Below are 22,276 nucleotides of genomic sequence, written 5' to 3'. Positions count from 1 at the left end.
TTGCAAACTATTACCTGACATTTGTAACCAAAAATGATTTACAAAATAAGGAAAGAAAATAAAAAAAATCGAATTTCATTTGGTGCTTTGACAGAATTTGGATATATTTGCCCTACCATTCTAACAGAATGATACTATCTAACATAAACAAATAAAAGTCAATTTACTATGGAAGTCGAAAAAATCATGCAAGCACTGGAGCAGAAGCATCCAGGTGAGTCAGAGTATTTGCAGGCAGTACATGAAGTACTTATGTCTGTAAAGGATGTTTACAATCAGCACCCAGAGTTTGAGCGCGCAAGTATTATTGAGCGCATCGTAGAACCTGAGCGTATTATCACATTCCGTGTTCCTTGGGTTGATGACCAAGGTAAGGTACAGGTGAACATCGGTTATCGCGTACAGTTTAATGGTGCTATTGGCCCTTACAAGGGTGGTCTGCGTTTCCACGCATCTGTAAACCTAAGTATCTTGAAGTTCCTCGGTTTCGAGCAGACATTCAAGAATGCACTCACCACATTGCCTATGGGTGGTGGTAAGGGTGGTTCAGACTTCTCTCCACGTGGTAAGAGCGATGCTGAAATCATGCGTTTCTGCCAGGCTTTCATGAACGAACTTTATCGTCATATCGGTCCTGATGAGGACGTTCCTGCAGGTGACATCGGTGTTGGTGGCCGTGAAATTGGTTATCTCTTCGGTCAGTATCGCAAGCTGACTCACCAGTTCCAGGGTATGCTCACAGGTAAGGGCAGAGAATGGGGTGGCTCTATCCTCCGTCCAGAAGCTACTGGTTATGGTGCACTCTACTTCGTTCACCAGATGATGGAGACTCACGGTCTTGACATCAAGGGTAAGACCGTTGCTGTCTCAGGTTTCGGTAACGTGGCTTGGGGTGCTGCTAAGAAGGCAACTGAACTTGGTGCAAAGGTTATCACATTGAGTGGTCCTGATGGTTACATCTATGACCCAGACGGAATCAGTGGCGAAAAGATTGAGTACATGCTCGAACTCCGCAATAGTGGTAATGATGTTTGTGAGCCATACGCAGAGAAATATCCTGGTGCACAGTTCTTCAAGGGTCGCAAACCTTGGGAGCAGAAGGCAGACATCTATTTGCCATGTGCTACTCAGAACGAGCTTAACGGTGAAGATGCAGATAAGATCCTTGCATTCAAGCCATTGTGTGTAGCTGAGGTTTCTAACATGGGTTGTACAGCAGAGGCTGCTGATAAGTTCACTGCAGCAAAGATGCTCTTTGCTCCTGGTAAGGCTGTTAACGCAGGTGGTGTGGCTACATCAGGTCTCGAAATGTCACAGAACTCTCTCCGTCTCTCTTGGAGTCCAGAGGAGGTTGACCAGAAGCTCCATTACATCATGAGCTCTATCCACGAGCAGTGCGTGAAATATGGTAAGCAAGCTGATGGTTACATTGATTATATCAAGGGTGCCAATATCGCTGGCTTCATGAAGGTAGCGAAGGCTATGCTTGCACAAGGTGTAGTTTAAAAAAGACCAGTCTTTCTAATCCCTCTCCTGCTTGGTAAAGCGGGGAGGGAATAAAGTTTGTTCTATAAATTAACTTTGAAGGTTTTACTATTTTAGGCAATTTATAGAACTAACTTTTCCTCTTTATTGAGAGAAGGCTGGGCGATTAATTAATCATTATGTATAAAACCAAACTTCTCTTTATAGCGTTATTATGGCTATGCAACTTCTTTACTCTGACAATACAAGCACAGTCAGATGGTAAAGCTTCTTATTATAGTAACGGATTACATGGTCGCCGAATGAGTAATGGCGAACGTTACGATCGCAATGCTTTTACATGTGCACACCGCACACTTCCCTTTGGTACACGATTAAAGATTACCAACCCACGAAATGGTAAGTCTGTCATTGTCCGCGTAACGGATCGTGGTCCATTTGTACGTGGCCGCGTCGTGGACTTATCCTATGCTGCAGCACGAGAATTAGGTACAATCTCAAGTGGTGTAGCTTATGTAAAAGTAGAACTTGCACGAAAAGAAACCGAAATTCCTTTCCCTACTGAATCAACAGGCTTAATTGATGTGCCAGAAGTTGAATATGGTACAGCTGGTATATGCTATGAGTTTATCCCTGAATGGGAAAAGGTTGAAGAAGACAAACCGAAGGAGATTGAGCGCAAAGTGGATACTCGCCTAAACAAAAAAAAGACTTTACAGCAGGCTAAGGTGGAGAAAGAAAACATCACTGAGACACGCAAGCAGCTACAAACTTCTACGCCAGCTAACCAGCAGACTAACAAGACAAAAAGTCAGGTGACAACCCGTACCAGTCCGGCTACAACCAACCGACAGCAGTCTGTCCAGCAGAATAAGTCAACCACACAATCAACTACATCAAAGAACAACTCAAGTAGCAGTTGGACCAACTTCTTCAAACGTGTGAAGGATGGTGTGACTGGACTCTTTGAATAGGATAAAGTAAGTGCTAGCACCTCCCACGTCCCCTCCCCCATTGGGAGGGGCGTAAATATCGTAATACACATATAATTTCTATCAAGTTTCGTTCTTTCACCTTCTCCTTTACTATCTTTCATGTGCCGTACGTTCCCTTTACTTTCTACTTTTTCATTTTTCCCTAAGCTTTCTCCCATTTTAATTTCTAGAAGCTTTTTTTACTTTTCTAGAAGTCTCGATTCAGAAGGGAAAGGGTGTGGAAATAGGCACATAAAAGATTAATGATAAAAAGTTCTTTCTAGCTTCTGATTAACAAGTATTCCAAAATAAGAAAGAAATTATCGCATAAAATACAAGAGAAGTTTTATTTTAAGTTGCTGTCATTTTTAACATTTCATGCATCCTGCTGAGATACAACAAGTTAAGCACCTATCACAAATGACAGGAATGACAGGAACTAAGATTTATGTGTTATCTGGTGAAACTAAATCGGCTAATTGCCATAAACTTCTTTTATTCCAAACTATGAAATGATGAACTTAAGTCTCCCATTGTCATTTGGCACACAGAGAAATGTAGTGCAGAGCTAAATGTCACAATATGGAGGTGCCAAGAAGTATCAGTAATAGATATTTTCCCCACCTTTTTCTACTGAGCCGAAATCTCTTATATTTTATGAAATTGTTTTTACTTCTTTACTTTTCAAAAGTTCAGGGGGCACATCATTGGAATGATGCGCCCCCATTTTGTCATTTAAAGCCTTAGTTATCAGTAGTTAGTACTTACACAATAATATCTTTATAATCTCTATCATTATCAAATCCTTTGTTTACATGCAATAAGATGACAATTGAATTTGCCTTCCTGACATGTGCTCAACAATCTTACTTGCTAGTTTTTATATTAAATTCTGTCACCTTACTTATACTCTTCTGACCCTGCAGAACCGTCAAAGCAAAACGTGCCATTCCATTCTTCAATTTCTTATCAGCCTTCACAAGTGCCGTATAACGAACGCCCTTACCGGGTGCAATACTTTCAATGTGAATAGATGGACTGATGTAAATGTGTGTATTACCCGTTGTTTCCAACACTGAAGGTTGTACATCACTAATCGTCTTATCTCCACGATTCATTACCTCAAAGATAATCTTACCTACCTCATTGCGTGACAAGACACCATCTTGGTTGTCATCAACAAAACGGGCATTGACAATCTCAATATTAGGAGTATATTGGTAATTACCAGCTAACTTATCTACACTTGACTCAGCAGGTGCCTTTGTATCTGGCTGTGCAGCGCTGTAACTACCTGTATAATCACTACCTTGGAAATCGTAAATACGGTCATCGCCAGAGTTGGTGCTATCAAAGCCGCTGCCGTCTACACTGCCTAACCGTCCATAGTCGTCAGTCTGATTATAATAGTCGTATTCTGTTCGGTTTCTCTTCTCACGTGCCTTACGCTGTTGCACCTTCTCATAATGGTCGTGTACATCCTCTTTTGCACGTCTGTCAGCCTTTGCACCAGTAGAGGCACCAATAATAGCACCACCAGCCATACCGACAATCGTACCTATATCTGAGCCTCTCGCTCCACCAGCTATACCACCAATAGCACTTCCAAGAATGCTTCCTAGCGAACCACCTGTTATAGCACCTGACCCTGTATAGGTATCGCAACTACCCAGCACAATAGCTGCAGAGATGGAGAGAATTAAAACCTTCTTCATAATTTTCAAATTCTTAACGTTGGCAAAATTAGCTACATATTTTCACACTTACAAAGATATTTCCCTACTCAGCGAGGGGAAAACCCTAAAAGACCTAAATTGTTTCTTCTATTCTTTTACGACCTGAGCATAGAACGCCCTCTCCTACTACGTTTCTATCGGAATATACAACATCAGATTGTCAAAAGCAATATAACGCTTATCCCTAAAAGTAATGATTCCGATAGGGTCGTCCAGCGTACAACTTCTCAACCCTTCGTATTTGGATAACGGCACATGGTGCGACTCTCCACCTTCATCCTTCACTAAAATATGCGTTGGCGTTATTGCCTCCAATCCCAGATAGAAACTATAAGAGTATTCCTCATAATCATCGATTACCTCGAAATCTTTCTCTACAGGTGATACCCAATCTTCTTTTGCACGCACCAGTTGCATCGGACGAAACCACGATACATCCATCATAAACGACTCAAAAGCTATCTTCGTTGGTTTTTCTCCTCCCCAAAAAACAAAGTGTGGATAAGTGATATCATCCTTTGACAGCTTTTCATTGTTCAACCATTGCAACACTGAACGGGGGTGCTGCACACAAGCATAATCCTCACCATTACTATAGAAACTTACCGTAAACTCTTGCTGATGCAGTTTACCAACCTCACCTTCCTTCTGAAAATAATGACAGAACTGGTAGCTTGTTGCTAATTCTTCTACCCGCCAATAGTCTGGACATTGCTCACTATGCTGCTCACCCAGCCAATAACCATCAAGATCAGGATATAACTGGTCCCACTGAACACGCCGTCCATTCTCTGCTATCTGCTCTGCACTTGCAAGAATTGACAGATTGCAAAGTACATCAGCCGTAAACTTAACCAATCTAATACGTGTCAGTTTCTCTTCCGACTCCTTTAAAGCCTTATGAAAGAGTGTCATCCTTGGCGTTTGCACAAAAAGAATATTACGATGACATACGCGCAGAAAGAAGTTATAAACCTGATCGTATTTTACCTTCATCTGCCTCGCATCACCTTGCCGAGTTTCAAAAGACGAAGGCAATACGCCAAGCAACATCAACAACAAAACCGCAAGGCAATAAGTATCTTCTTCCTGCAAACGCAAAAGAAGTTCCCTCATCTTCGCACCTTGCTTATCTGTTATCTCATCATCAAAAATACAAACATTGACAATTTGCTCACAACATTCGATCCTCACACCCTCTTCTTCATCCTCATGCATAGGCTTATACCTCTCCATAAACTTTGTTGCTTGTGCATAAGCGTCTAACAACCCATTAAGAATAATGCCCGTTTTGTCATACCACTCACGCTCCAACTCGTGATAAACAGCCTTACGCAAAAAGGCATCTTTTCCACCAACACGACCAAAAGAGTTATTTCCACCACCCGACTTTCCGATATGCCTCCATAGCTCTTCACCACTATTATATAATAGCCTGAGTCGAAACACTGCATTCAGCTTCTCCTTCATCGCCTCGTCATCAGCAGCAGCCTTAGACATTATTGCCTGAGTTTCATCCCGCTTATCTACCATCTTAACAGTCTTATCATTTCTATTCATATCTTTCATCCTTTACACTATCATCTTATCTGAAAGTAATAAACTATCTGACAGATTTCCACCTTTTCATCTTCAATAGTTTTTACAGCTACAAAGTTCAATCCTTAAAGAATGTCCCAACAAGACATTTCATACATATCCAAACTTCCTTTCTTCATATATTACTAATTGCAGCAATAAAGCTACTCTGTCACAAAAATACAAATTAAATCCTTTGTGCCTCTCACAATTAAGCATTTATTTTGCAAACAGAAACAAAATAGTTAAAGAAAATGAACAAAAAACAAACATTATTCGTAAGCAAATATATCTTGACAGCCAAAAGCTATCAATCAAATAAGACGTATTCTCAATGCTGCAAAAAAACTCCTAACAACTAATTGTACCCTAACTCCACAACATCTTGCGACGTGCTAAGCCTCCGCACCATTGGTGCTAACCAACAGCACTACTCGTGCTAACCAACAGCACCACGTGTGATGAGCAACAAGGCATCAGCAATAAAAGCAAAGAATAACGCTTTAAGGTCATTATATCATAATAAAGTATTTATACTTTAAAATCACATCACTTATGATTAGAGGTCATATCACTTTCACATGCGACAACTGCAACAACACCTTTCGCGCATTCGACATTGAGTACAATGCAAGTGCATTCTCTGTTCCAATGCCTTGTCCAAAGTGTAACAGCCGACACACTTATATCCCAAGTCTAAGTATATTCGGCTTTTACCCTTTCGGCAACGACCGTGACATATATAAAAAGATTTGGGAAGAAATGGACAAAAATAAACTTAACGAAGTCTAACAAGTATATCTCGTTCTGTTGAAAACAGGACAGATTTCCATACTCTTCAAATGATTCAACCTATATCAAGCAAGATTATAACTCCACTCTCTTCGAAGATGGCATTTTTGTTTTTCTTTACTTTATTTCGATATTATTTTGTTATGTCTAACAATTTCCTTATATTTGTGCCATATTTGGCGGATGACCTACAAATCACTCGCCATTCACTGCACAAAACTTGCAAACGAGGTTATTCGACCCGGTTAAATCTGGAAAATTCAACTAAGGAGTCGTCACTAATCGAGTTTAGGCAGGTTCTGTGCCCCTATCCTATATGGGGGCATGGACTGTCTTTACTTTATTTTGACTCCAAGGTGTTTTCCAGAACCGAACCGGATAAATAAAGATAAAGCGGGCCGTGTCCCCTTTCTTCTTTTATCCTCGTCTAATACAAACATAACTAAAAACAATATAACGGCAATGGAAGACTTCGCACATAGCTATGTTCAACTTTTTGATGAACATTGGCTCATCATCTTCATTCTGTGGGCTATTAATATCATTTGGATGTACAATCAAGATGAAACAAGAAAGTCTGCTGGATGTGGGTGCATAACACCCATAATAGCATTTATACTTTATATTCTATTTAAAACTCACTAACAAGTTTCAAACAGATAAAAGTCACATTATGATTAGAGGATTTACAAGATTTAAGTGCAACGAGTGTTCTAAAAAGTTTTGGGGACTTGACGTTGAATGGAGAGCTACTGCATTCACCGCACCATTACAATGTCCCCAATGCAAAAGTTTCCACACATACCCTGTTGGAATATTAGGCTTGGGGACAGGAAAGGCAAAACTATATAAAGAAATATGGGAAAGTATAGACGAAGATAAAAACAGCATAATACCTGACAGATAGCTATCCAAGGGGCTGCTAAAAGAAAGAGCGAAAGACATCACGTACTTCTAACGAGCATAACAGCACAGAAGGGTGAACGCTCTCTCCGCACAACAAAACGCCCCTGCACACTCCTTTTATTTTATAATTATTTTGCTATTCATAACAAAGCCTTTACGTTTGTAACAGATATTATAGAATAATACGAGTCAGCCACTCGAGTATTAGTAAACCTTAAAAACAAAATATGGCACTTTTCAAAATTACCGTAAAGATGTCAAAGCACTGTGATGGTATGGTTATAGAACCAGGCATGAGCATCCAGTATGCTTCGATGTTTTCAAACATTCTTTCAAACATTCAAGAACGAGAGAATATTAACAGCCTCTTCTTTACGCATTTCAGTGTAGACCTAAAGAAGATGAATGCTTTAAACCCAGCGTATTTGAATGTGAAAAAGATTTGTTAGAATTATTATATAACACACTAATATTTAAATTATGGTAGAATTATTATTAAACACTATTACACTTCCAGCCTATCATCAACAAGAGGCTTGGGTCTGGATTCCATTTTTAGCCATTGCAACAACAGTAGTAGTGGTAGTAAAAACAATTAAGAAATTCTCTGGTACTAGTATTGGAGTTTTAGGTATGCCAGAATCTGGAAAGACTCAATTCCTAATGAATTTGCAAGGGAAAGGAGAGAAGTATAAAAATGAAGGGTATCAAGGTACAAGTAAAGATGAATATAAAAAATTCACCTATACTACTAATGACAACAAGAAATATAAGATAAAAGGTGGAACGGACATTGGAGGAGATATTTACAATATTAAGCCTTATTATGAGACATTCTTAAAAAATAAAGATATCTGTATATTCCTATTTGATATACAAAAATACAAAGATAATTCTAAATATAGAATGGAGACTAATGTACGTTTAGATTTTATCAACAACCATGTTAAAGATGCATCCGAATGTGCTATTATAGGCACCCACGTTGACAAAGTAAAGATTGAGGAACGACTATCTATTATAACAATTGTACAGAAATTCGTAGAAGGAAAAGAATATGCAAGACTGCTAAATAATAACTTCTTTGCATGCAACCTCACGAATGAAAAGGATATGAACGAATTAGTAAACAAATTATTTTAATAATTATGGAGAGTATTTTATGGTCACAAGGAGCGTCTCCGACAGAGAGTTCCACATTCGTCATTAATGGCACAATAAAGAGAGAGAAGTATTCCGAAAGCAACCAAAAAGCATACGATAAACTCATAAGTATGAGTGAGCAAGTTCTACATGCTAAGATCACAAATCTTTTGTACAAAAGAGGACTCATATCTTCATATCAAACAAAGATTGCACACAAGAAGGGAGATGGAATCTTTTTTAAATCTATCTATAAAAGTTTAGATGAGGCAGGGAGAAATATACCATATATGTTTTATTGTCAAACAGATAACATAGATGAAGCTTATGCCATATTCTGTAGAGATTCAAAGATGGCTGGTAGAGAGGTTTATGACTCCGAAGGCAAGATGCTGAAACTCATATTCAATTTAAATAAATACACCTTGATTTCTATAAGTTTAATTATAATTGCTATAATATGGAAAATAATAAGTTAGAAGCAGCTATACTGCAAATAAGCACAGAAGAACGTGCAGTTAATTATCAGTGGGAGAAAGATGCTGATAAACTTGATAAAAACATTTCTATTGTTTGTATGGATGATATTCAGAAAATGAAGGATAATGGATGGACATTCAAGACTAATATGCCATTATGCGAAGGTATGACATTAGCATTACATCCTTTTATCCACAAATGTTATATAGATATTACTTCAGCAGAAGATGAAATATTCAAAGATAAATTAGATTGCCTTGGGAAAGTATCAAAATTACTTGGAGTCAAAATATTTGAAGCAAAAGCAATTTTCATTGAAGAAAAACATCGTAATTTAGATGCATCTGGTAACATTAACTACAAAGCAGTAAAATTAGATGCTTCATATAGAAAAGAGGAAGAAGAGAAATATGCAAAAACATATAGCCGTAAAGAAACTTTCTCGGGTGAATTCACACAAATAGGCTATGAGAAAGCAAAACAATTAATAAAGCAATATAAATTAAATGATTTAGACTATATAGTCGAGCAAAGAAATCCTGAAGATAGTAGTAAACTTTCTGCACAAGAAGTTAAGGTACAACTAACAAAAGAATTAAATAGTTTAGCAGAATGTGCATTCTCTCTCAACATCTTGAAAGGGGTATTTACACTAAACGCAAATGTTAAACAAACTATCGCTACCCAGAAAAAAGTTATTTTAGAAACAAAATTAATATTCTAAAATTGACTAAAAAGATGGGAAGAAAATCTATTTAGTCATTCCTTAAAAACAAAGACTAACCCCAACTTGATTGCGCCCCACACGAAGATATCTCTGGCTATATCTTTATGGTTCCTAATTGGGCACACAAATGGTTCCGCCACAATGGGTATGTGTCAAGAATATTAAAGTAAAAACACTTATGCTAAAAAACAATCCCGAAAGTTTATAATAACCTTCGGGATTGATAATTCTGACTTTCCGTTTTCTCATGCGGACAAGTTTGATGGCATTCTATTCGACTGCTACAACTTTTGAATAGTCCTTCACTTTAACAATATAGATAATCTCATTCTATCAACAATCTACAGATTTAACGGAAGAACCCAAAATAATCACCCCTTTTATTGCCTAATATATTTATTTTGTTTAAATTTGCTCACAGAAGAAGAAATATATAAACAAGCGTTAAGCTACACTTTGTGTTATCAAACGTACTAACACTAACCAACAATCGAGATTACAATATCTACAATACTCAATATCATCTTTGGATTATAAATCTACCCACTCAAAGAAGTTATTAAAAATGCTATATGCCGTAAGGAAGTAAACCAACGCATAAAAAGCCAACTCACTAATTCGATGCTTAATAAATCTGATGTGATAAGGTTTCGTGACATCTTCAAATCATCATATAACAAAGAAAAGAGCGTGAAAAGCTGACTTTATTATTCAAAACAACAAAACCAAACAAAAAGAGTTGGCACCGAATGAAAGTGAGATAGAGACATAAATAACACCTAAACAATAAATATTACACATTAATCTTTAACTATAAGCAAAATGAACAACAAGCAGAACAAAGCGCAAGCCTTATGGCGAATCTGTATGATGGCACTGATATGGATGTTCGCTACTGAACTTTATGCGCAAAATGTCACAGTTAGTGGCATTGTAAAAGACCCAACGGGCGAGCCTGTAATCGGTGCTTCTGTAACGGTGAAGGGTACAAATATGGGTACAGTGACTAATATCGATGGGCAATACACCTTACAATGCCCCGCAAAAGGTACATTAGTATTTTCATACTTGGGAATGAAACCTAAAAATGCAGATATTAATGGTCGCCAACAGATAAACGTTACCCTTGAAGAAGAAGCTACTACGCTTAACGATGTAGTGGTTACGGCATTGGGAATTAAACGACAAACAAAAGCATTGGGTTATGCTGTCACCGAGCTAAAAAGCGATGAACTGGAGCGAGCCAACACAGTTTCTCCTGTCACTGCATTGCAAGGTAAGGTGGCGGGTGTAGAAATCAGCCAGTCAGACGGTGGAATGTTTGGTTCTACTAAAATTCAGATAAGAGGCGCATCTACCCTTAATGCCAACAACCAACCTATCTTTGTAGTAGATGGTGTGATATTAGATAATGCCACAAGCCAATCAGGAGACGCTGATTGGAATAGCAATATCAATGACTATGGTAACCAACTAAAGAATCTTAACCCCGACGACTTTGAGAGTGTGAGTATACTAAAAGGTGCTGCCGCAACAGCATTGTATGGTTCACGCGGTTTGAATGGTGCTGTCGTAATTACCACTAAAAGTGGGAAAGCAGGCAAAGGGGTTACTGTAAAGGTTTCGCAAACAGTAGGATTAGAAACTGTCTATCGTTCACCAGATCTACAAAACACTTATATGATTGGTTCGTTCCCTGGCGCTGTAGACTATGGAGACGAATACACTGCCACGGGAAATCTTTGGAGCGATAATATGACATCGTTCGCACGCAATTCTAAAGGTGAATACTCGCTCATCGAACAATATGGGAACTATGCTTGGGGACCAGATATCTCATGGGCTGAGGGTAAACAGTTTGAACAGTACGATGGAACAATGGGAACAGCGAAAATGTTCCCAAACAACTATAAAGATGCTTACGACACAGGCTTTAATACCAATACGAATGTATCATTGCAAGGTGGTAATGATCGTACACAATTCTACGCTTCTGCATCTTATAAGTACAATAAGGGTACTACACCACGCAACACCTTTAACCGTCTGTCTTTCTTAGGAAAAGCTTCACAAAAGATTGGGAATATCGTGACAGTAGATTTCAGCGTGAACTTTACGCAATCACAACCCCGTAATGCACCATTAAACATCGGAGAATACTTTGCAAATAGTACGTTCCCACGTGAATACGACGTTAATCGTTATCGTAACCTTTACAAAGGGGAACATGGTGGACTTGCCAACGCAAAATATGGCGATCTTTATCGTGCAGTACCAGGGAAGGAACTATGGTGGAGTATCTTTGAGAACGATTACAAACAAACAGAAACAATGTTCCGTCCTGTGCTTAATATCAATATTCAAGCACTACCTTGGCTGCAGCTTTCGACTGGTGGTTCACTCAACTATTATGCTATCGATGGCGAACTAAAAGCCCCTGGTAGTGGTTATGCCAACGAAGGTGGTTCTTATGCACTCTCACACACGCACACTACACAAGAGAACTTGTACCTCGCAGCTAATATAAACTATCAAATTAATAATGATTGGGAAGTGCACGGGTTCTTACGTGAGGAATATTTTTAACCAATATGCACAGTATAATAGCGAGAGTACAAACGGTGGACTTATTGTGCCCAACCAATTCTTTATCAAGAATTCAAAGCAACAAGCCAGCTTTAATGCGTATAAGTTCAACACCAAAACGTATTGTTTCCACCATTTTTATGATTGGAACAAGCTGGAAAAATCAGCTATTCTTAGACATAACGGGACGTAACGACTGGTCATCAGCCCTGGTTTTACAGCTACGGAACAGGTAACTTCTCTTATTTCTATCCTTCAGTTTCTGGCTCGTGGATTATCACTGAAACTTTTAAAGACAAACTTCCTAAATGGGTTAGCTTTGCAAAAGTACGCGGCTCTTGGGCGCAGGTGGGTAACGACACGTCTCCTTATTATATAAATTCGGGCTATTCTGTGGCAACATATCAACGTGGCGATAAGAAAATCTATGGCATGATTATTCCTGAAAATATGAAGAGTACCAACTTAAAACCTGAACGTAAGAATGCTTGGGAAGTGGGACTTGACTGGCGTTTCCTTGATAGTAGGATTGGATTAGACCTTACCTATTATAAGGAGAATACTAAAAACCAAATTATGACCATCAATGTACCTTGGGAATCAGGCGTAAAAGAAAAGCTAATCAACGCTGGTAATATACAGAACTCAGGTATAGAAATAGCACTCAACACAACTCCTATAAAGAAGAAACAATGGCAATGGGATCTAAATTTCACCTACACTCGCAACCGCAATAAGATTGTAGAACTAAGTCCTGATGTAACCTCTTACATTAATCTGGATGGTGCAGCAAACTATGGTAACTACCGCATAGCCTCTGTCGCCAAAGTAGGCTCCGACTATGGTATGCTAATGTCTGACTCTTGGATAAAGACCGACGAAAAGACTGGCAAACCAGTGGTGGGCTACACTAACAAATTCCGAACAGTGTATTATAAGCGCGGAGGTACTGTGAAAGAAGTTGGTTCTATGTTGCCTAACTTCCTTGGATCACTAAATTCTACCCTAAGATGGAAAGACCTTAGTCTCTATGTGCTATTTGACGCACGCTTTGGAGGATACGTTGCTTCGTATAACTCACGCTACGCAACTGCATACGGATTCTCTGGAGAGACCGAAAAATACCGTAAGGGCATGACCTGGACCAGCAAATACGCTAATGCGCAAGATAAGGTGTTTACTGATGGCTTTATCCCTGATGTCGTTTTCGATGCAGGGACTATTGTTACCACGCCGGGAGGAACTAACCAAGACGTTAGTGGTATGACTTATCAGGAGGCTTATGAAAAAGGTTATGTAGAACCAGCACACCTGCAAAGTGCAGCATACTTTAAGAATAGCTGGGGAACAGGCGTTATTAACGATGATTGGTTTAAAAAAATCAATTACATCGCCCTACGAGAAATAACTCTCTCGTACAACGTTCCAACCAAAATTAGCAGCTATATCGGGGCAAAGAACCTGTCTCTCAGTTTCACCGGGCGTAACTTGGCATACCTACTGAATACTGCACCAAATCACGAAAATCCTGAATCGGTACGTGGAACAGGAGCTGCACAGTTCCGTATGCGCTCATTTATGCCTTACACAGCAAGCTATCTCTTCACATTAAACGCTACATTCTAAACATTTTTCATTATGAAACAGAATATTTTAAAATTCAAATCGCTTGCCTTTGGTATATGTACCACATGCATGGTACTGACAACAGGATGCAGCGAAAGCGAATACGCAAAGATAAATACCGACCCATCGACTATCGCCGAAGGAAATCCTATATTCTTGTTTACTCAAGAACAAGTGCAATACCAACCCTTCGATTATCTACTATGGTATTATGATGGGGCATACACATCAAAAATAGTTCAGGCGTATTCTCCGTCAAGTAGTTTTAACGACTTGTACAACAAGTTGGCTGAACTGGGCGGTGTGGGTTCTCAGCTCATTTATGTTAAACGATACGAGAACGACATTAAAGCTACTATTGATAAGATGCCAGCCAATAAAGCTGCTCAATACTCACACCTTTCGGCTATGGCAAACGCTCTAACAGTTTACATGGGACTGTTCGATACCGACCTCTTTGGTTCAAGACCTTACTCTGAAGCTGCACAAGCCCAATATGGAGGTACATTAACACCTAACTACGAATCGCAGGAGAGCCTATTCGACCAATGGCTAACCGAACTGAACGCCGACCTGGATAAACTGAAGTCAACGACAACGCAGATAAGTGTTGGAGACAATGACTTAGCCTACGGGGGAGATACTAAGAAATGGGTAAAATTTGTAAACGGCCTAAAACTTAAAATTGCTGTAAGACTTCTTCACCAAAATAAAAATAAAGCCTTAAAAATAGCCGAAGAAGTGGGTGCTGACGATGCAAACGTGATGCAATCTATTACAGACGACTATGTATATAACAAGGGTACGGGTGGAGATGGCGGTAACAACACCTATGGAAGTGATAATAGTGTGAACTTAGGTGTTAGCAGCAAAAACGTTATCGACTTCATGAAGCGTAACAAAGACCCACGAATGCTGGTAATGTTTACCAAAAACGACTTCAACTCTGAGGTTATTCAAGCATTCTTCGATGCACAAGCAAGAGGTGATAACAACTGTGCTATTCCTAAATATATTTTAGACCAGGTAAATTATACCACGGATGCTTCTGGTAAAAAACATTTCGACAGTTGGAAAGGTGACGGCGAACCATGGGTGCGCTATCAGGGATTGCCTATCGGTATGGCTATATCTGAAAAGGCCGAATACACTGGGAACAACAACTATTTTGTAACTACCCGATGGAAAGTAACTGATGGTGACAAATCGAAAACCTACTCACCGCTGTCATACTTTAACGAGGAATTAGTGCGTGGACGCGTTGACTTCACTTTCCCAACAGCTCCGAAAGGTAAAGTAGTGCAAGACACTGAAGATAACCCACTTTACGAAATGACTCTTTCCACAGCCGAAATGAACCTCTATCTGGCTGAGTTTAAATTACTGGGTGCTAACTTGCCACATACTGCAGCCGAGTACTTCAAACTTGGTGTTGAGGCTTCAGCAAAGGCTTATAACCGTTTAGCAATACTGAACAAAATACCTTATTACGATAAGGCACATTGTAATGACAAGTTAGACGAGCCAGTTACCTACGACGATGCTGCTATTGCTACGATGATGGCTAATTCTGACTACCAGCTAACTGGTAATGTTCCAAGTGATTTAGAGAAGGTTTACATCCAATTGTATCTACATTTCTTCTATCAACCACTTGAGCAGTTTGTAACAGTGCGCCGTTCTGGTGTTCCTAAAGTAGGTAGTTCGCTCATCCCTTGGGTCACAATGAAACCCAACACCGAGTTGCCTCGCCGATTCTATATCGCTCAACCCGATCCAGCTGACAAGATGCGTACTATTATCGAGACTGCAATGACACAGCAAGGTTTCACATTTACTGATGGACAAAAACCAGAACTGCTTAATTCGGAAAGAGTATGGTACGATAAAGGAGCTCCAAACTTTGGTGAAGGTCCCAACTATTTATAGGAAAAATAAAGAAAAATCATAAACACTATGAAGAAGCAGGTTGGTAAAAAACTAATAAACATATACCAATCTGCTTCAAAATGACTTTCCTTTAGATTAATAAAAGAGAGATGTGTCAAAGCACAAATCACTAACTTGATACTTTCAATCTATAAGTAGGCTCCAACTAAAGACGAAAAAAGACCATTTCTTTACTCAAAAAAGGGTATAGAAATGGTCTTTTTTTCTTCAGAAATTTGGAGTGATACCTTTTGATATTAGAACTTTGAAGAAGCGTCACACAGAGAAATGGAGAGCACGGAAGATTGCTTACAACAAAGCTATTATTGACACAGAGGCACCGTTGGTGCGTGGAGAAACAGAGGAGATTTGCAAGTTTAATTAATACTTAGGCCTACTTCACTACAAAGCAGTGGTTTGCAAGATTAGTTAAAATCGTTTATTACCAAAACTATCAGCAACACGTACACTACGGCTCTGTCGCTCTTTGTACCTTCGGTACCTCCGTGATATTGTCTGCTTTCACCTCCGTGTTCTCCCCCCTCTGTGTGCCTTTTATATGCAGTAGGCTTACTTTATCACTCCATATTTCGGAAGAACCTTATTTTTAGGATCATCATAAGCATCCAAATTACTTTAATTACGAAATATAAAAACTCCCGATACATCAAGTACCGGGAGTTTTCTATTATAGAGATAAATTTTATACGGATTATTCAGCCTTTGCCTCTTCAGCAACATTCTCAACAGCCTCTGCAGGAGCATCAGCCTTCTTTGTAGAACGACGGCTACGACGAGTCTTCTTAGCTTCAGCCTTTGGAGTCTTAGCCATATTCTCGTTATAGTCAACAAGCTCAATAAATGCTATCTGAGCAGCGTCACCCTGACGGGTACCAAGCTTGATAACGCGTGTATAACCGCCTGGACGATCAGCTACCTTTACTGAAATCTCCTTAAAGAGCTCAGTAACAGCCTCTTTGTTCTGAAGATAACGGAATACAACACGACGTGAGTTAGTTGTATCATTCTTAGAACGTGTAATCAGCGGCTCAACATACTTCTTAAGAGCCTTTGCCTTAGCAAGAGTCGTAGTGATTCTTTTGTGCTGAATCAAAGCAACTGCCAAGTTTGAAAGCAACGCAGCGCGGTGGTCAGCAGTACGACCCAAATGGTTGAATTTCTTATTATGTCTCATTTTGTTTTTAACTTGTTGTGGATAAACCCGTCAACTTGTCGTTTTGGCAACTTATCAACTATTCTTTATCCAATTTATACTTTGTAATGTCGGTTCCAAACGACAGATTCAGACTCTCGAGCAAATCATCAAGCTCAGAAAGCGATTTCTTACCAAAGTTACGGAACTTCAAGAGATCAGTCTTGTTGTACTGTACGAGGTCGCCTAATGTCTCTACATCAGCTGCCTTCAAGCAGTTGAGTGCACGAACACTCAAGTTGAGACTTGCGTCGGTCAACTTGGTCTTCAAGAGCTGGCGCATGTGCAGAACCTCCTCATCAAACTCCTGGTTGCCCTCCTGATCTGGATTCTCAAGAGTAATCTTCTCATCAGAGAACAACATGAAGTGATAAATAAGAATCTTTGCAGCCTCTTTCAATGCATCCTTTGGGTGAATGGAACCATCAGTCGTAACTTCAATGATGAGTTTGTCATAGTCGGTCTTTTGTTCAACACGATATGGTTCAACTGCATACTTAACGTTACGAATTGGGGTGTAGATGGAATCGATTGGGAGTACGTTTACATCAGTGCAGAATTCACGATTTTCCTCAGCAGGAACGTAACCACGTCCCTTATTGATGGTCAAATCAATCTGCATAGAAGCCTTGGAGTCTAAATGACAAATCACCAAATCAGGGTTTAACACTTCAAATCCAGTCAGATACTTACCGATATCACCTGCTTTGAATTCGGTTGAATTCTCTACGGTGATACTAACTTTCTCATTCTCGAATTCTTCTACTACTTGCTTGAATCGAACTTGTTTGAGATTCAAGATGATGTTGGTAACATCTTCCTTTACACCAGGGACTGAAGAGAACTCATGCTCAACACCAGCTATACGGATGGTGTTGATTGCAAAGCCTTCCAGTGATGAAAGGAGGATGCGGCGAAGAGCGTTACCAATGGTAACACCAAAGCCAGGCTCAAGAGGACGGAATTCGAACTTGCCGAAATGGTCATTGGCCTCCAGCATCACTACTTTATCAGGTTTTTGAAATGCTAATATCGCCATTAATTTAATGATTTTATTGTTTAGAGTACAACTCAACGATTAACTGCTCCTTTATATTCTCAGGGATGTCAGCACGGTCTGGACGATGGAGGAACTTACCGCACTTAGCATTGTCATCCCACTCAATCCATGGGTATTTGCTGTGGTTGAAGCCTGCCAAAGCAGCCTCGATAACCTCAAGTGACTTAGCCTTCTCGCGAACGCCGACAACGTCACCAGCCTTTACCTGATATGAAGCAATATTTACAACATTACCGTTAACAACAATGTGCTTGTGGCCTACGAGCTGACGCGCAGCTGCACGTGTAGGAGCGATGCCAAGACGGAACACTACATTATCGAGGCGGCTCTCGAGAAGTTGAAGAAGAACCTCACCTGTAATACCATCTGCCTTAGCAGCTTTGTCGAATAGATTACGGAACTGACGCTCCAAAACGCCATAAGTGTATTTAGCCTTCTGCTTCTCTGCAAGCTGAGCACCATACTCAGATACCTTACGACGACGGTTATTACCGTGCTGTCCAGGAGGGAAGTTTCTCTTAGCTAATACCTTATCTGCGCCGAAAATTGGTTCACCGAAACGGCGTGCGATTCGTGATTTTGGACCTATGTATCTTGCCATAATTAATATGAATTCTTTTAATTGTTATAAGATGTGATTATACACGACGACGCTTTGGAGGACGGCAACCGTTGTGTGGTAATGGAGTAACGTCAACGATTTCAGTTACCTGAATACCTGCTGCGTTCACCGCACGGATAGCGCTTTCACGACCGTTACCTGGACCCTTAACGAATGCCTTAACCTTACGAAGACCGAGATCGAAAGCTACCTTAGAGCAATCCTCTGCTGCCATCTGTGCAGCGTAAGGAGTATTCTTCTTTGATCCACGGAATCCCATCTTACCAGCTGAAGACCAAGAGATAACCTGACCCTCGTTGTTAGCCAAAGATACAATGATGTTATTGAATGAGCTGTGCACGTGAAGCTGTCCGAGTGCATCAACTCTTACATTTCTTTTCTTAGATGTTGCTGATTTCTTTGCCATAATTAATTTCCTCCTTAGAATTACTTAGTAGCCTTCTTCTTATTAGCAACAGTCTTCTTCTTTCCCTTACGGGTACGAGCATTGTTCTTAGTACTCTGACCGCGAACAGGAAGACCATTACGATGTCTTACACCACGATAGCAACCTATATCCATGAGGCGCTTGATGTTCATCTGGATCTCAGAACGGAGATCACCTTCAACTTTGAATTCAGCACCGATAATTTCACGGATCTTGGCTGCCTGGTCATCAGACCACTCGCTGACCTTCAGGTCACGGTTAATACCAGCCTTATCCAATATCTTTGCTGAACTACTTCGACCAATACCATAGATATAGGTCAATGCGATTTCGCCACGCTTATTCTGGGGCAAATCTACTCCAACAATTCTTATTGCCATTGTTTGATAATTAATTAATTAAATGTCATTTAACGCTAAAAAGCACGCAAAGGTAAGCATAATTTATGAGATTGCCCACCTTGTTACACTTTTTTAACTTAACCCTGACGCATTTTAAACTTAGGGTTTTTCTTGTTAATAACGAACAGACGACCCTTACGACGAACGATCTTGCAATCGGCTGTGCGCTTCTTTAATGATGCTCTTGTCTTCATATCTCTATGTTGTTTATTTGTATCTGAAAACGATTCGACCCTTAGTAAGGTCATATGGACTCATCTCAACCTTCACCTTATCACCTGGAAGGATCTTGATGTAGTGCATTCTCATTTTACCGGAAATATGAGCGGTGATATCCACACCATTCTCTAATTCCACTCGGAACATTGCATTTGAAAGTGCTTCAAGAATTGTTCCGTCCTGCTCTATTGCAGTTTGCTTTGCCATATACTAATTAAAAATTTTGTCCTTCTAAATGTTCAACTTCCTCAAAAGAAGATAAAATATCAGCCTTGCCGGCCCTAATCGCAATAGTATGTTCAAAATGAGCTGCAGGGCGACAATCACGTGTAACTATACTCCAACGATCAGGTAACAAGCCTATTTCTCGTTTACCCATTGTAACCATTGGTTCAATCGCAATACACATTCCAACTTTAAGTAATACTCCACTACCCCGCTTACCATAATTAGGGACAGCTGGGTCTTCATGCATCTCACGTCCTATACCATGTCCTGTTAATTCACGAACAATACCATAACCTTGAGCTTGACAATAATCCTGAATAACTTGACCGATATCACCAACGTGATGGCCTGCCTGAGCCACTTCAATACCCTTGTATAGAGATTCCTTCGTCGTACGAAGGAGTGTCTTGACATCTTCACTTACTTCCCCTACACAGAATGTATAGCAACTATCTCCGTTAAAACCGTTCAATAAAGTACCACAATCAACAGAAATAATATCACCATCCTTCAGAATAACATCCTTACTTGGCACACCATGTACTACAACGTCATTTACCGACGTACAGATGCTACCAGGGAAAGGAGGCCCATAAGCATTAGGGAAACCTTTGAAGGTAGGTATCGCACCATTATCACGAATAAACTCTTCAGCTATTTGATCTAATTGGAGCGTAGATACACCAGGCTTAACATGACGACCAACTTCTGCTAGTGTTTTACCGACCAGCAGGTTGGCCTCACGCATAAGTTCGATTTCATCTTCAGTCTTTAGAAATATATTCATTCCTTAAGATAAAGATTTAATAGGCTGCAACACCACCATTGCCACGTGTATGTCCTGAATTGAGGAGTCCATCATAGTGACGCATCATCAAGTGTGATTCAATCTGTTGAAGCGTATCAATAACAACACCAACAAGAATCAACAATGAAGTACCACCAAAAAACTGACCAAAAGCATCAGCAACATTTAAATATCCTGCTAATGCTGGCATAATAGCAATGAAAGCGATAAACAAAGCTCCAGGTCCCGTAAGACGAGACATAACAGTATCAATGTAATCTGCAGTATCCTTTCCAGGTCTAACACCAGGGATAAATCCGTTATTACGTTTCATATCCTCAGCCATCTGAGTTGGATTAAGTGTTATCGCAGTATAGAAATAAGTAAACACGATGATGAGAAGCACATAAACGCAGTTATATGCGAAACTCTTTGTGTTCATTAAAGACTGAAGTACAGAGTTTGTACTATCAGAAGAATACTGAACAATTGCTAATGGTATGAACATCAAAGCCTGTGCAAAGATGATAGGCATTACATTAGCAGCAAATAGTTTCAAAGGAATATACTGACGTGCACCACCATATTGTTTATTTCCTACAACGCGCTTGGCATACTGCACAGGAATCTTACGAGTACCTTGTACTAGAAGGATAGCCGCACAAACAACAGCATAAAGGATAATAATCTCAATGATAAGCATTACGATACCACCACCGATAGCTTCAGAAACACGATTACTAAATTCCTGAATAACCGCCTGTGGAAGACGTGCAATAATACCCACCATAATAATTAAGGAAATACCATTTCCGATACCCTTATCTGTAATACGCTCACCCAACCAAAGAATGAACATTGATCCTGCAGCAAGAATAATAGTTGCAGGAATCATAAATGTAGTCCAATCAATACCTGATGCAAGTGCACCAGAGGCCTGCATTTTTAAGTTCATAAGGTAAGACGGTGCCTGAAACAGTAGGATGACTACTGTCAGGACACGCGTATACCAGTTTATTTTCTTATGGCCGCTCTCACCTTCGCGCTGCATCTTTTGGAAATAAGGTACAGCGACAGCGAGGAGTTGCATAACAATAGATGCTGAGATGTAAGGCATAATTCCTAATGCGAAGATTGACGCATGAGAAAATGCACCACCGGAGAACATGTCCAAAAGTGACATAAGACCGCCCTTGGTCTGTGCTTGCAATTTTTCCAACAGGGCAGGATTGATGCCAGGAAGCACCACAAACGACCCAAAACGGTAAATAGCTGTGAACAGAATGGTGATGAGAAGTCGCTGACGCAAATCCTCAATCTTCCAACAGTTCTTCAGTGTCTCAATAAACTTTTTCAT

General features: G+C 39.9%; 20 protein-coding genes and 1 pseudogene. 10 read left to right on the top strand and 11 right to left on the bottom strand.

The window, feature by feature from the left end; translation table 11 throughout:
* Window positions 1-168 precede the first annotated feature (168 nt).
* Window positions 169-1,506: an NADP-specific glutamate dehydrogenase gene (gene gdhA / locus J4856_RS07070; RefSeq protein ID WP_025837546.1), complete on the top strand. Its 1,338-nt coding sequence runs from the start codon at window positions 169-171 to the stop codon at window positions 1,504-1,506.
* 158 nt (window positions 1,507-1,664) lie between these two features.
* Window positions 1,665-2,459: a septal ring lytic transglycosylase RlpA family protein gene (locus tag J4856_RS07065; RefSeq protein ID WP_065367845.1), complete on the top strand. Its 795-nt coding sequence runs from the start codon at window positions 1,665-1,667 to the stop codon at window positions 2,457-2,459.
* 866 nt (window positions 2,460-3,325) lie between these two features.
* Here J4856_RS07065 and J4856_RS07060 read toward each other — a convergent pair.
* Window positions 3,326-4,174 (bottom strand): hypothetical protein, encoded by an 849-nt coding sequence (locus J4856_RS07060; protein ID WP_025837543.1) that lies wholly within the window; start codon window positions 4,172-4,174, stop codon window positions 3,326-3,328.
* Window positions 4,175-4,321: 147 nt separating this feature from the next.
* Complete coding sequence (locus J4856_RS07055) at window positions 4,322-5,755, bottom strand: hypothetical protein (RefSeq protein ID WP_234967235.1); 1,434 nt, start codon at window positions 5,753-5,755, stop codon at window positions 4,322-4,324.
* Between the two features lie 573 nt (window positions 5,756-6,328).
* Here J4856_RS07055 and J4856_RS07050 point away from each other — a divergent pair.
* The 8 genes and pseudogenes from J4856_RS07050 (at window position 6,329) to J4856_RS07015 (ending at window position 15,962) form a co-directional block, all read left to right on the top strand.
* The gene (locus tag J4856_RS07050) at window positions 6,329-6,565 is read left to right on the top strand and encodes a hypothetical protein (protein ID WP_025837541.1); all 237 of its coding nucleotides are present in this window, start codon (window positions 6,329-6,331) and stop codon (window positions 6,563-6,565) included.
* 673 nt (window positions 6,566-7,238) lie between these two features.
* Window positions 7,239-7,472 (top strand): hypothetical protein, encoded by a 234-nt coding sequence (locus tag J4856_RS07045; protein ID WP_025837538.1) that lies wholly within the window; start codon window positions 7,239-7,241, stop codon window positions 7,470-7,472.
* Between the two features lie 226 nt (window positions 7,473-7,698).
* Window positions 7,699-7,920 (top strand): DUF6140 family protein, encoded by a 222-nt coding sequence (locus tag J4856_RS07040; protein WP_025837536.1) that lies wholly within the window; start codon window positions 7,699-7,701, stop codon window positions 7,918-7,920.
* Between the two features lie 31 nt (window positions 7,921-7,951).
* Window positions 7,952-8,614 carry a GTPase domain-containing protein gene (locus J4856_RS07035; RefSeq protein WP_025837534.1) on the top strand — a complete coding sequence of 221 codons (663 nt, stop codon included), beginning with the start codon at window positions 7,952-7,954 and terminating at the stop codon, window positions 8,612-8,614.
* Between the two features lie 5 nt (window positions 8,615-8,619).
* Window positions 8,620-9,093, top strand: coding sequence for a hypothetical protein (locus J4856_RS07030; protein WP_025837533.1), 474 nt, complete (start codon window positions 8,620-8,622; stop codon window positions 9,091-9,093).
* Window positions 9,075-9,818: a hypothetical protein gene (locus tag J4856_RS07025; protein ID WP_025837531.1), complete on the top strand. Its 744-nt coding sequence runs from the start codon at window positions 9,075-9,077 to the stop codon at window positions 9,816-9,818. The genes J4856_RS07030 and J4856_RS07025 overlap by 19 nt, the downstream gene beginning before the upstream one ends.
* Before the next feature lie 825 nt (window positions 9,819-10,643).
* Window positions 10,644-14,033: pseudogene (locus tag J4856_RS07020) on the top strand (SusC/RagA family TonB-linked outer membrane protein).
* A 12-nt stretch (window positions 14,034-14,045) separates the two neighbouring features.
* Window positions 14,046-15,962, top strand: a complete 1,917-nt coding sequence (locus J4856_RS07015) for a SusD/RagB family nutrient-binding outer membrane lipoprotein (RefSeq protein WP_025837529.1) — start codon at window positions 14,046-14,048, stop codon at window positions 15,960-15,962.
* Window positions 15,963-16,674: 712 nt separating this feature from the next.
* On the opposite strand, the gene rplQ is transcribed toward J4856_RS07015, so the two are convergent.
* The 9 genes from rplQ to secY all read right to left on the bottom strand — a co-directional run bounded on the left by rplQ (window position 16,675) and on the right by secY (window position 22,276).
* Window positions 16,675-17,157: a 50S ribosomal protein L17 gene (rplQ, locus tag J4856_RS07010; RefSeq protein ID WP_025837528.1), complete on the bottom strand. Its 483-nt coding sequence runs from the start codon at window positions 17,155-17,157 to the stop codon at window positions 16,675-16,677.
* 58 nt (window positions 17,158-17,215) lie between these two features.
* On the bottom strand, window positions 17,216-18,214 hold the full coding sequence (locus J4856_RS07005; RefSeq protein WP_025837524.1) for a DNA-directed RNA polymerase subunit alpha: 999 nt from the start codon (window positions 18,212-18,214) through the stop codon (window positions 17,216-17,218).
* Between the two features lie 13 nt (window positions 18,215-18,227).
* The gene (gene rpsD, locus J4856_RS07000; RefSeq protein WP_025837523.1) at window positions 18,228-18,836 is read right to left on the bottom strand and encodes a 30S ribosomal protein S4; all 609 of its coding nucleotides are present in this window, start codon (window positions 18,834-18,836) and stop codon (window positions 18,228-18,230) included.
* 37 nt (window positions 18,837-18,873) lie between these two features.
* Window positions 18,874-19,263, bottom strand: coding sequence for a 30S ribosomal protein S11 (gene rpsK / locus J4856_RS06995; RefSeq protein ID WP_004383890.1), 390 nt, complete (start codon window positions 19,261-19,263; stop codon window positions 18,874-18,876).
* Window positions 19,264-19,283: 20 nt separating this feature from the next.
* Window positions 19,284-19,664, bottom strand: coding sequence for a 30S ribosomal protein S13 (gene rpsM / locus J4856_RS06990; protein ID WP_025067926.1), 381 nt, complete (start codon window positions 19,662-19,664; stop codon window positions 19,284-19,286).
* Between the two features lie 98 nt (window positions 19,665-19,762).
* Window positions 19,763-19,879, bottom strand: coding sequence for a 50S ribosomal protein L36 (gene rpmJ, locus J4856_RS06985; RefSeq protein ID WP_004352823.1), 117 nt, complete (start codon window positions 19,877-19,879; stop codon window positions 19,763-19,765).
* 13 nt (window positions 19,880-19,892) lie between these two features.
* Entirely contained in the window at window positions 19,893-20,111 is a 219-nt protein-coding gene (infA, locus tag J4856_RS06980) for a translation initiation factor IF-1 (RefSeq protein WP_004352768.1), read from the bottom strand.
* A gap of 7 nt (window positions 20,112-20,118) precedes the next feature.
* Window positions 20,119-20,919: a type I methionyl aminopeptidase gene (map, locus tag J4856_RS06975; RefSeq protein ID WP_025837519.1), complete on the bottom strand. Its 801-nt coding sequence runs from the start codon at window positions 20,917-20,919 to the stop codon at window positions 20,119-20,121.
* Window positions 20,920-20,935: 16 nt separating this feature from the next.
* On the bottom strand, window positions 20,936-22,276 hold the full coding sequence (gene secY, locus J4856_RS06970) for a preprotein translocase subunit SecY (RefSeq protein WP_025837517.1): 1,341 nt from the start codon (window positions 22,274-22,276) through the stop codon (window positions 20,936-20,938).

Origin of the sequence: Prevotella scopos JCM 17725 (genome assembly GCF_018127785.1) — a bacterium.
In the GTDB taxonomy this organism is placed as follows: domain Bacteria; phylum Bacteroidota; class Bacteroidia; order Bacteroidales; family Bacteroidaceae; genus Prevotella; species Prevotella scopos.
The sequence above is the reverse complement of the archived record's forward strand: the minus strand, read 5'-3'. Positions and strand labels throughout refer to the sequence as shown.